Annotated in this window: 10 protein-coding genes, 1 tRNA gene and 1 pseudogene; 9 read left to right on the top strand and 3 right to left on the bottom strand. The window is 76.7% G+C overall.

Annotation, left to right across the window (positions count from 1 at the left end; all coding sequences use genetic code 11):
• Both ACFUEL_RS25850 and ACFUEL_RS25845 read left to right on the top strand, forming a co-directional pair.
• A pseudogene (locus ACFUEL_RS25850) lies at positions 1-434 on the top strand (hypothetical protein); the annotation flags it as partial.
• Positions 431-988, top strand: a complete 558-nt coding sequence (locus ACFUEL_RS25845) for a Uma2 family endonuclease (protein ID WP_380239151.1) — start codon at positions 431-433, stop codon at positions 986-988. The pseudogene ACFUEL_RS25850 and the gene ACFUEL_RS25845, both read left to right, overlap by 4 nt.
• A 22-nt stretch (positions 989-1010) precedes the next feature.
• Here the strand turns inward: ACFUEL_RS25845 and ACFUEL_RS25840 are convergent, their stop codons facing one another.
• Together ACFUEL_RS25840 and ACFUEL_RS25835 are read right to left on the bottom strand one after the other, a co-directional pair.
• Complete coding sequence (locus tag ACFUEL_RS25840) at positions 1011-1895, bottom strand: spermidine synthase (protein ID WP_380239150.1); 885 nt, start codon at positions 1893-1895, stop codon at positions 1011-1013.
• Between the two features lie 161 nt (positions 1896-2056).
• The gene (locus ACFUEL_RS25835) at positions 2057-2473 is read right to left on the bottom strand and encodes a hypothetical protein (protein ID WP_380239149.1); all 417 of its coding nucleotides are present in this window, start codon (positions 2471-2473) and stop codon (positions 2057-2059) included.
• A 334-nt stretch (positions 2474-2807) separates the two neighbouring features.
• On the opposite strand from ACFUEL_RS25835, the gene ACFUEL_RS25830 reads away from it, so the two are divergent.
• Complete coding sequence (locus ACFUEL_RS25830; RefSeq protein WP_380239148.1) at positions 2808-4178, top strand: tetratricopeptide repeat protein; 1371 nt, start codon at positions 2808-2810, stop codon at positions 4176-4178.
• A gap of 22 nt (positions 4179-4200) precedes the next feature.
• On the opposite strand, the gene ACFUEL_RS25825 is transcribed toward ACFUEL_RS25830, so the two are convergent.
• A complete protein-coding gene (locus ACFUEL_RS25825; RefSeq protein WP_380239147.1) occupies positions 4201-4851 on the bottom strand; it encodes a histidine phosphatase family protein in 651 nt (216 codons plus the stop codon).
• Positions 4852-4986: 135 nt separating this feature from the next.
• Here ACFUEL_RS25825 and ACFUEL_RS25820 point away from each other — a divergent pair, with 135 nt between their 5' ends.
• From ACFUEL_RS25820 to ACFUEL_RS25795, 6 genes are all read left to right on the top strand, one after another.
• Positions 4987-6204: a hypothetical protein gene (locus ACFUEL_RS25820; protein ID WP_380239146.1), complete on the top strand. Its 1218-nt coding sequence runs from the start codon at positions 4987-4989 to the stop codon at positions 6202-6204.
• Positions 6201-7799 (top strand): hypothetical protein, encoded by a 1599-nt coding sequence (locus tag ACFUEL_RS25815; protein WP_380239145.1) that lies wholly within the window; start codon positions 6201-6203, stop codon positions 7797-7799. The genes ACFUEL_RS25820 and ACFUEL_RS25815 overlap by 4 nt, the downstream gene beginning before the upstream one ends.
• Positions 7800-7807: 8 nt before the next feature.
• Positions 7808-9196 carry an AAA domain-containing protein gene (locus ACFUEL_RS25810; protein ID WP_380239144.1) on the top strand — a complete coding sequence of 463 codons (1389 nt, stop codon included), beginning with the start codon at positions 7808-7810 and terminating at the stop codon, positions 9194-9196.
• A gap of 311 nt (positions 9197-9507) precedes the next feature.
• A complete protein-coding gene (locus tag ACFUEL_RS25805) occupies positions 9508-9906 on the top strand; it encodes a hypothetical protein (protein WP_380239143.1) in 399 nt (132 codons plus the stop codon).
• A gap of 115 nt (positions 9907-10021) precedes the next feature.
• A complete protein-coding gene (locus ACFUEL_RS25800; protein WP_380239142.1) occupies positions 10022-10564 on the top strand; it encodes a bifunctional DNA primase/polymerase in 543 nt (180 codons plus the stop codon).
• A 75-nt stretch (positions 10565-10639) separates the two neighbouring features.
• Positions 10640-10713 (top strand) — tRNA-Lys (locus ACFUEL_RS25795).
• Positions 10714-10764 lie beyond the last annotated feature (51 nt).

Here is a 10764-nt window from a genome sequence, read left to right as displayed (position 1 = left end):
ACGCGTTCTCGCTCGCCGCCGGCCTGCTCGCCGCCGTCCCACCGCAACCCCGGGCCGAGGACGCCCCGCGCGCCTCCCGCGCCGAGCCCGCGCACGGCCGCGAACCCGGCAGCCCCGCCCCCGCGGCCGCCCCCGCGGCCACCGTCCCGGCCCAGCGCGCCCCGGCCGACGCCCCCGGCTCCGCCGCCACCGCACCGGCCCCGGCTGCCCCCGCCGCCCGCGTCCCGGCTCCCCGCCCCGCCCCGGCGCTCGGCACCCCGGCCACCGCCCCCCGGCCCGCCGCCGGTGCCCCCGACTGGCTCGCCCTCACCGCCGCCCCCGCCCGCCCGCCCGGCGAGAACGCCGTCGCCGTCCTGCTCCCGATCGCCGCCGGCCTGCTGCTCACCGCCGCCGCCATGTACAAGCACCGCGGCCTCCCGGGCGGCGGCCACTGAACCGCCCCGGGCACCCCCGCACCGGTGGCTGGACCGTCGGCGAGGTTCTCGACCTGCCCGAGGACACCCACCACCGCGTCGAACTCCTCGGCGGCACCCTGCTGCTGAGCCCGCGCGAGAGCGTCCCCCACCAGCGCGCGGCCGGCCGCCTCGCCGTCTTGCTGGGCGCTGCGGCGACCGCGCCGTTCGAGGTGCTGGAGGCCGTCAACGTCCTGGTGCCGGACGGACTGCTGATCCCCGACCTGGTGGTCGCCGACGCCGCCGCGGCCGCCGAGGCCGGGGCGACCCTGCACGCCGACGACGTCGTGGTGGCCATCGAGATCGCCTCGCCGTCCACCCGGGTCATCGACCGCCGCACCAAGCCCGGCCTGTACGCCGCCGCCGGTATCCCGCACTACTGGCGCCTCGACCTCGACCCGGCGCCGCGCCTGCACCTCGGCCGCCTGGCCCCCGACGGCAGCGGCTACCTCGACCGCACCGTCCCGCCGGGCGGGTCCACCGCCCTCACCGAGCCGTTCCCGCTCGACCTCGACCCGGCCGCGCTGCGGCGCTGACCCCGGACGGCCGCCGGGTGCGTCAGTCGAAGGTGCGCGGCGGCGGGGCCGGGGAGGGGACTGCGGTGGTGTCGGTGACCGGGGCGGCCCCGGCGGTGAAGTCGGTGAGGTCGCGGCCGTGCAGCAGGCGGGCCTGGGCGGGGTCGGTGGCGAGGCGGCGGCCGAGTTCGGCGAGCGGGAGGGGGGTGTGGGCGGCCAGCAGGACGAGGTTGCCGAAGCGCTTGCCGCGCAGCACCGCGGGGTCGGCGATCAGGCAGACCTCGGGGAAGACCGCGAGCAGGGTGGCGGTCTGGGCGCGGGCGAAGGCGAGCGGGCCGCCGTCGGTGGTGTTGGCGGCGTAGTGGCCGGTGCCGGTGAGGGCGCGGGCGGCGTGCCGGGCGAACTCGGTGGTGGCGCAGTGCGCGGGGACGCGGGCGCCGGCGAAGACGTCGGTGACGACCAGGTCGGTGGAGTCGTCGGGGGTGCGTTCGAGGACGGCGCGGGCGTCGCCGCCGCGGACCTTGATCTGCCAGCCGCGGTCGAGCGGCAGTTCGGCGCGGACCAGGGCGGTCAGTTCGGTGTCGATCTCGGCGACCTGCTGGCGGGAGCGGGGCCGGGTGGCGGCGGTGTAGCGGGCCAGGGTGAGGGCGCCGCCGCCGAGGTGGAGGGCGGTGAGCGGCTGCCGGGCGGGGGCGGCGAGGTCGATCAGGTGGCCGATCCGGCGCTGGTAGGCGAAGCCGAGGTGGGTGGGGTCGGCGAGGTCGACCAGGGACTGCGGGGCGCCGTCGATCCGGAGTTCCCAGGCGTGCGGCCGGTCCCGGTCGGGGCGCAGTTCGGCGGTGCCGGAGGCGACGGCGGCGGTGAGCGGGCCTTGGCCGTGCGTGCGGCCGGGGACGGTGGTGCTGGGGGTGGTGCGTGGGCGGCCCATGGGGCCATTATCGCGGACCGGGGCGGCCGACTCGCGACGGTGGGTGACGGGCGCTGCCCGCTGCGGGGTCGGGAGGTCCACCCAGCGAGACGACGCTTGCATGCCAACTAGCCGGTCGGGCAAGTTCTCTGACGAATCGTCAGTCGACGTGCGGGGCGCGCTCAGAGCGGGCCGAGCCCGCCCGCCGTGAGCGTGGTGGCGGCCTCGCAGAGCGCGGAGCGCAGCACCCAGGCGTCGGTGGGGCGGGGGTACGGCTGGGGGCCGGAGGGCGGGATGATCCAGCGCGGGTCGGTGGGCGGGAGCAGTTCGGCCCCCGGGGTGCAGGCGGAGCCGGTCAGGTGCCAGCGCAGCGCGGTGCCGGCCGGGACGAGGAAGGCCACGGCGGTGCCGCCGGCGGTCTGCTGGACGGCTCCGCAGGCGCGCCGGATCCGGAGGATGTCGACCGCCTCCAGGCCGTGCCGGACCTGGACGGTGACGGTGTCGTACTGGACCACGCGGCTGGCCGAGGAGCCCGCGGGGGCGGGCGGCGGCGCGGCGGGGACGGCCGGACGCCGGTACTGGGGAACTCCGGTGGCCATGGGGGACCTCCTGTCGCCTCGGGTCGCGCGGAAACCGGATGGTGCTCCGTCACCCGGTCGTGCGACGGGGGGCCGGTGCGGGAGGGGGCCCGTACCGCCGGTGTCCATGTACCAGGACAACGCGGGAGCGGGTTCCCGGGCCACGGCCTCCGATACAGCAAGCCATGGCATTTCATGGCACAAGGCGGCAACTCGGTCCGTATTGTCCGCAATTGACCTGCCATCTCCTGGCGACTCGACGTGTTCGCACGGTGACTGCCGGTACTGTTCTGGCGACGCGGCGCCCCTCCCCCGGGGGCGGCGCGACCACCCCGGAACGACCTCGGAGTGCAGCATGGCAGCCACCCGAACCGGCGGGCCCCGCCCGGCGCCCGTCCCCAACCAGGCGATGCGCGAGCTGCGCGGCGGTCTCTCCCCCGGGGAGTTCGCCACCCTGGTCCGGCGGGCCGCCCGGGAGATCGGCGAACACGTGTCCTGCGACGCGCGCTACGTCGGACGGGTCGAGTCCGGCGAGATCCGCTGCCCCAACTACGCGTACGAGCGGGTGTTCCGGCACATGTGGCCGGAGCGGTCGCTGGCGGAGCTCGGGTTCGCGCCCCGCACGGCGGTCCGCCGCCGCGGGCCGGCGCCCGCCGAACCGTCCGTCCCGGCAGATCCGCCGGACGCGCCGCACCGGTCTGACGAGGAGAACGACGAGGTGCTTCGCCGCACGTTCCTGAACGGCGGTCCCACCGCCCTGGCGGCCGTGCTGGGCCTGGACCAGGCCCCGCCGCCCTCGGCCGCGCCCCCGCCGGAGCGCCGCCGGGTCGGCGCCGCCGAGGTGCGCGGGGTCGAGCAGGCGGTCCGCGACATCCGGCTGCTGGACGACGCGCACGGCGCGGACGCCCTGTTCGAGCTGGCCGGGCAGTCGCTGCGCAGCGCCTACGTGCTGCTCAACGACGGCGACTACAGCGCCGCGACCGAGCGCCGCCTGCAGTGCGGGGCCGGTGAACTTGCCATCTCGGTGGGCTGGTTGGCGCACGACTCGAACCGGCTCACCGACGCCAGGTCGTTCTACTCGGAGGCGCTGGCCACCGCCCGGATGGCCCGCGACCCGCACCTGGAGGCGCACGTGTTCAGCAACAGCGCCTTCCTGGCCCGGGACGCCGGCCGCCCCCGGGAGGCGCTGCGGGCCGCCCAGGCCGGGCAGGCCGCCGCGGAGGGGCTGGGCTCGGACCGGCTGCTGTCGCTGCTGGCGCTGCGCGAGGCCAGCGGCTGGGCGCTGCTCGGCGACCGCTCGGCCTGCGAACGGGCGCTGTCCCGGGCGTACGCGCTGTTCGACCGGGGCGAGCGGCCGGACGCCGACCCGGAGTGGATGTCCTTCTACGGCGAGGCGGAGCTGGCCGGGCAGGAGGCGCAGTGCTGGTCGGCGCTGGGCGAGTGGGACCGGGCCAGCGCCCGGGCCGAGCAGGCGATAGGGCTCCAGGAGCCGCACTTCGTGCGCAACCGGGTGCTGTACACCGCCGAGTTGGCGCACGACCGGCTGGGTCGGGGCGACCTGCCGGGCGCGGCCGCGCACGGTTCGGCGGCGGTGGCGCTGCTCGGCCGGGTCCGTTCGGCGCGGATCCGCGGCATGCTGGCGCAGACCGCGGACCGGCTGCGCGGGCACGCCGCCGTGCCGGAGGTCCGGGACTTCCTGAACGGCTACGACGCGGTGGCGGCCTGAGGGCCCGTGAGCCGGGGCGGGGTCAGTGGCCCAGCTCCTCCAGGTGGCTGTGGTCGTTCCAGACCTCGACGGCGGGCAGCCCGTACTCCCAGGAGAGCACGCACAGCGCGGCGGTGCCGAGCTTGAGCCGCTGGGCGTACTCGGCGGGCAGGCCGAGCCAGCGGGCGGCGAGGATCCGCAGCAGGTGGCCGTGGGCGAACAGGACCACGTCCCGGTCGGCGCAGTGCATGGTGGTGGTGTCGGGGTCGGGGGTGCCGTGCTCCTCGTTGAGTTCGGCGAGGAAGCCGTCGACCCGGGCGGAGACCTGGGCGAGCGTCTCGCCGCCGGGCACGCCGTCGCGCCAGATCAGCCAGCCGGGCTGGTCGGTGGCGCGGATGTCGCCGCCGGTGCGGCCCTCGTACTGCCCGTAGTCCCACTCGAGGAGTTCGGGGCGGTCGACGGCGCGGTCGCCGAAGCCGGCCAGTTCGGCGGTCTCCCGGGCGCGGGACAGCGGGCTGGTCCAGACGGTCGCGCCGGGCAGGCCGTTCCACGGGGCGCGGGCCAGGCGCTCGCCGAGGGCGCGGGCCATCGCGCGGCCCTCCTCGGTGAGCGGGACGTCGGTGCGGCCGGTGTGCCGGCCGGTGGCCGACCAGGAGGTCTCGCCGTGGCGGACCAGCACGATGCGGGCGGGCATGGGGTACCTCGTTCGAAGGGGTGCGGTTCGGCGGCCCGCCGTCGAGGGCCGTCGCCCCATGATCCCCCACCCGGCCCGCCGGATCGACGACCGGGCTCCGCTTTGTCGGCTCCGGATGCGAGACTGGGCCGCACCATGAACGTCTCGCACCTGGGGCAGGCCACCCCGCCGCTGCGGCGGCTCTCCGAGTTGCGCGGCCCGGCGCCGCAGCGCAGCCTCGACGCCCGTGCCCTCGCCGCCCTCGCCGCCAATCCGGGCTGCCGCCGCCGCGCCCTGCTGGACGCCGCGGGCGTCGACAAGGTCGCGCTCGCCCAACAGCTGGGCCGCCCCGCGCCGTTCGGCCAGTCGCCGTTCGCGATCCGGCGCGGCCTGCTGTTCGAGTCCCGGCTGAAGCGGGACGGCTACGCGGTCCTGCTGGAGCCGCTGCGCCGCCGGCTGGGCGTCCCGGCGGACGAGGTCTCCTCGCTCGCCGTACCGGACCTGCTGCCCGCCGCCTCCCCCGCGGTCCGCGCGGAGCGGACGCTGGCGGCGCTGGCCGAGGCCGCCGCCGACCCGGCGGGCTGGACGCTGCTGGACCACCCGATGCTGCGCCTGGACGTGGCGGGCAGCCCGGCCTACCTGGAGCCGGACGCGCTGGTGGTGCACGCCGGCCGGTGCACCGTGGTGGAGATCAAGTCCTTCCCGGTGCTGGACGGTTCGGCCGATCCGGCGAACGTCGGCGCGGCCGCCCGGCAGGCCGCGGTGTACGTGCTGGCGCTGCAGGAGACGGCGGCCCGGCTGGCCGGCCGGCCGCTCTCCGCGGACCCGTACGCCGTCCAGGAGCTGCCCGGGGCGCCGGAGTTGACGGTGCTGCTGGTCTGCCCGAAGGACTTCTCCACCCGGCCGGTCGCCGTCCCGGTCGACGTGCGGCGCGAACTGGCGGTCACCCGGCGGCAGTTGTCCCGGATGACGCGGGTCGAGCAGTTGCTCGCGGCGCTGCCCGAGGGCGTCACCTTCGACCTGGCCCGGGACGACTCGGGCACCCCGACCCGCCCGGCCGGGGAGCTGGCCGAGGCGGTCGCCGCGGTGCCCGCCGCGTACGCCCCGGAGTGCATCTCCACCTGCGAGCTGGGCTTCCACTGCCGTTCGCAGGCGCGCTGCTCGGGCGCGGTGGAGCAGTTGGGCCGCGGGGTGCGCGGCGAGCTGGGGTCGCTGCGCACCGTCGAGGAGGCGCTGGCAGCGGCCGGGCAGGGCGGCGAGCCGGGCCTGGAGCCGGAACTGGCCGGTGAGTTGGGCCTGGACGAGGCCGCCGAGCGGTTGGCGTACGCGGCTCGGCTGCGTGCGGAGGCCCTGGCGGCGGGCGGCGTGCGGTGAGCCTGCTGTCCACGCTGGCCCGGCTGGAGGCGGTGCGCGGGCAGCGGGCCCAGCCGTTGGCGACGGTCCGGCACCGGCACCTGTCGGAGCGTCCGATGGTGCTGGTGCCGCTGGCGGCGGCCGGTGAGGCGGGCGCCCCGCTGGCGGTGCTGCTGGGCACCGACCGGGCGGAGCCCCGGCTGCACTTCGTGCCGCAGCCGCTGAACCGCACCCAGCGTTCGGAGTTCCTGGCGGCGGTGGCCCGCGAGGTGGTGCCGTACCTGGAGTCCTTCGGGGCCGAGGTGGAGCTGCTGGAGGGCACCGAGAAGGACCCGGTGAGCGGCGAGAAGGTGCCGGTGGTGCGGGAGTTGTGCGCGGACGCGCCGCAGCTGATCGTGCCGAACGCGGGCGGCGTGGCGCACCTGGCGCTGCTGGGCCGCTCCACCCGGTTCCGCCGCACGGTCGAGGACCCGGACCCGGGCGAGTTCCCGTCGCCGACCGAAGTCCCGCTGCTGGGGCGGTGGTTGACGCACCTGACGGACCGCTCGCAGGTGCCGGGCTCCTCGATGCTGCTGGCGATGACCGGTCTGCTGGCGCGGCACTGGGCGACCGGGCAGAGCAACCTGGAGGACCAGCACCTGGCCGCCCGGCTGGCCTGGCACCTGCCGCCGGTCGGTCTGGAGCCGTCCTCCGTCGGCGCGGCCGCCGCCGAGTGGGTGGAGACCGCCCGGGACGGCGAGGGCATGCTGCTGCACCCGCCGGCCGGTCCGGCCACCGACCCGAAGTTCGACGAACGGGTGCTGGCCCCGTCGATCCTGCGGCACGACGCGGCGGTCGCGGTGCGCGAGCGGGCCGAGGCCGCGCGGGACGCCGCGGAGGTCCGCCGGGCCGCCGGGCTGGTCGAGCGGGCGCACGCCGAACTGGCCCGGGTGCTGCACGCGGCCGCGCTGCCCGCCTGGCACGACGTCTGGAACGGCGTCGACCTGCTGCGGACCCTCCCGCCCGCCGGCCACCTGCCGGACCGCTGGGAGGGCGACCGCTGGTCGTTCACCATGCACCGGGAGCGGGTCGCGGCGGGCGAGCCCCCGCAGCCGCGCCGGGACGACGCGGTGACGGCGGCCCGCAAGCTGGCCCAGCGCGAGCGCGAGCAGGCGAAGCTGGAGATCCAGGAGGCGCTGGACGATCCGCTGGCGATGGCCGAGCGCCGGCTCGCCGGCGAGGCGTTCACCGGCGAGGTGGTGGAGGTCGTCCCGGAGTGGTCCCAGGGCCGCTCCCCCAAGCCGCGCCCGCTGCTGGTGCTGCGCACCGGCGACCGCCCGCACGCCGACCCGGGCCGCGAGGTGCACCGGGCGCACGCGGAGCCCGCCCAGCGGGCCGAGGTCGTCTCGTCCGGGCCGGGCGAGGTGGTGGTGCGGCTGCTGTCCGGCATGGGCCGCCGCAAGGACCCGGAGCCGGGCAGCGTCCCGGAGCCGGGCTCGACCGTGGTGTTCACCCTGTTCGAGCTGGCTCCCCGGCAGTCCGCGCCGCTGCCGGAGCCCGCCGACACCCCGTGGACGCACGGCGGCCCCCCGACGGCCGCCGAGGATGCGCCGGTCGGCGCGGACGAGTGGGAATGATCACCGAAATGAGCCTCTCCGGAGCTGAAGACCCGTCGATCGACCGCCGGCCCGCCGAGCCGGCCCCCGGCGTGGCGGCCGACCGGGCCGTCGCGGGGATCCTCGACGCGGTGGTGCGCCCCGCGCCGGGCGCGCCGCGCGGCGTCGTGGTCGACTCCCCGCCGGGCGCGGGCAAGTCGACGCTGGTGGTGCGGGCGGCCCGCGAGCTGGTCGACGCGGGCGAGCGCCTGATGATCGTCGCCCAGACCAACAGCCAGGTCGACGACCTGGTCGACCGGCTGGCCGCCAAGGCCCCGGGGATGAGCATCGGCCGGCTGCACGCGAGCGACTCCAAACCCGCCCCGGAGGCCCTGCGGCACGCCAACGTCACCGCCAAGGACAAGGTCGCCGACCTGCTGGAACAGGACGTGGTGATCTCCACCGCGGCCAAGTGGCAGTGGGTGAGGACCGAGCAGCCCTGGCGGCAGGCCATCGTCGACGAGGCGTACCAGATGCGCTCGGACGCGCTGCTGGCCGTCGCCCGGCTCTTCGAACGGGCGCTGTTCGTCGGCGACCCGGGCCAGCTCGACCCGTTCACCGTGGTCGGCACCGACCAGTGGGCCGGCCTGTCGTACGACCCGTCCTCCTCCGCGGTGGTCACCCTGCTGGCGCACAACCCGGCGATCCGCCCGCACCGGCTCCCGGTCTCCTGGCGGCTGCCCGCCTCGGCCGCGCCGCTGGTCTCCGCCGCGTTCTACCCGTACACCCCGTTCCGCTCCGGCACCGGCCCGGACGACCGCACGCTGCGGCCGGGCCTGCGCGGCGACGGCTCGGCGGTGGACGCGGCGATCGACGAGGCCGCGGCCACCGGCTGGGCCCTGCTGGAACTGCCCGCCCGGCACACCGTGCGCACCGACGCGCAGGCCGTCGCCGCCGTCGCGGCCACCGTCCGCCGCCTGCTGGACCGCGGGCTGACCGCGCACTCCGAGCAGGGCACCACCCCGCTCACCCCCGGCCGGGTCGCGGTCGGCACCGCGCACCGGGACCAGGCCGCCGCGGTCCGCGCCGAGCTGGGCCGGCTGGGCGTCCCGGTCGACCCGGCGGCCGGCGAGTGCGTCACGGTCGACACCGCGAACCGCCTGCAGGGCCGCGAGTACGACGTCACCATCGTGCTGCACCCGCTCTCCGGCCGCCCCGACGCCACCGCCTTCCACCTGGAGACCGGCCGCCTCTGCGTCCTCGCCTCCCGGCACCGCCACGCCTGCATCGTGGTCGCCCGGGCCGGCATCCCCGAACTCCTCGACAACCACCCCGCCACCGAACCCGTCCAGCTCGGCGTCGCCGTCAAGTTCCCCGACGGCTGGGAGGCCAACCACGCGGTCCTCGCCCACCTCGCCGAACACCGCGTCCGCCTCTAGAGCACCGCCAGGGGCTCGGGGAACGGCGAGGCCCAGTCTGCGAGAGGTTCACTGCCGTGGCGCGCATCGGCTTCCGGTTCCGTCACGGACACGCAGCAGCACGGACCTCCGACGGGCTCCGGCCGTCAGCAGCACGGACTCGCCGTTCCCCGAGCCCCTGGTGGTGCTCTCTCGAGTCAGGGGCTCGCGGAGCGGCTCTCGCGCCCCCGGCGGGGAATAGCGCTCGCGGGCGCACCGTTCCGGTTCTGGCGGTTCGCGCGCGACAATGGACGGCGGCCGTCTTTCCCTCGCACTCCCGGAGGTGCCCCGTCATGCCCGACTCGCATCCGCAGGCTTCCGACCAGGGCGGTTCGCCGACTCCGGCGGTCGTTCCCTCGGTGCCGGGCCCGGCCCGGCGGATCCGGCCGGTCGAGTTGATCTTCGAGCCGGCCGGGGCGGAGCCGGAGCCGGAGCGGTTCTTCGACCTGGAGTCGATCGACGATCCGTCCGAACTGCTGTCGCGCTCGACCGAGTTGGCGATGGCGTTCCGGGCCGCGGCGGAGCGGGCCACGGACTTCCAGGCGCTGGCCGCCGCGCAGCTCGCCGATCCGCGCCGGTTCGACGCGCTCTCGGCGGAGCAGATCGCCGAGCGGGCCGACTGGACGCCGGACTACGCGGTGAAGATGGTCGAGTACGGCCGCTCGCTGCAGCGCCGCGGCCCGGAGGAGTAGACCCCCGCAGGCCACTGGCATATGCGGCGGGCGATGGTACGCCCCCGCACACCCCGCTGTCCGGCGAACGCCGTTTTCTCCCCGACCGCCCGCGCGACCGGTCCACCCTTTCCGGGTGGACATCTGGACCTATCAATCCGTGGAGTACGTCAGCGTCGCCGGGGAGGCGTGGCTCGCCTCCGCCAGCGAGTACCCGAGCAGCATGCGCGCCCTGTGGGAGGCCCGGCCGTGGGCGCCCGCGGTCCTCCCGTGCGGTCGGGCGTTCGACGTGATCAGCCTGCCGGCGGTGTTCGGCCGCCGGGTGCTGGACGAGCTGTGGTCCTCGGGGCCGGGCTGCGGCCCGGTGGCGACGTACCGGGGCCGGACGCTGCTGTTCGTGCAGCCGGGCGCGGCGTCCCGGCTGCGGACGCTGCTGGCCTGGGAGGAGTGGGCCCGGGACGTGCCGCCGCTGCTGTGCCACGGCGCGGGGGACGCGGTGACGGTGCCGCCGGTGCAGCGGGCGATCGACGCACCGGAGGCTTCGTCCAGCCGGTGGATCGTGGCGCCGGACACCAGTGAGCCCTGGCTGCCGGGGGCGTCGGTGGTGCTGTGGGCGTGCGTCCGGGCGGCGCGCGGGCGGGTGCGGGAGCCCGGTGGCCAGGTGCCGAACGCGCACTGAACGGGAGGCGCCGGCCCGGCGGGAATCGATTTTGGCTCCGCCCCCGGCCGCTGCTAGAGTCTTCCTCGTCAGCAGGCGCCGCTAGCTCAGTTGGTTAGAGCAGCTGACTCTTAATCAGCGGGTCCGGGGTTCGAGTCCCTGGCGGCGCACAGACAGCGAGAGGCCCCCCTTCACCGGGGGGCCTTTCGCGTTGCGCCGTT

The sequence above is a fragment of the Kitasatospora sp. NPDC057198 genome (assembly GCF_042670125.1).
Lineage (GTDB): Bacteria > Actinomycetota > Actinomycetes > Streptomycetales > Streptomycetaceae > Kitasatospora.
Note: the sequence above shows the minus strand (reverse complement) of the source record. Positions and strands in the feature narration are given on the sequence as shown.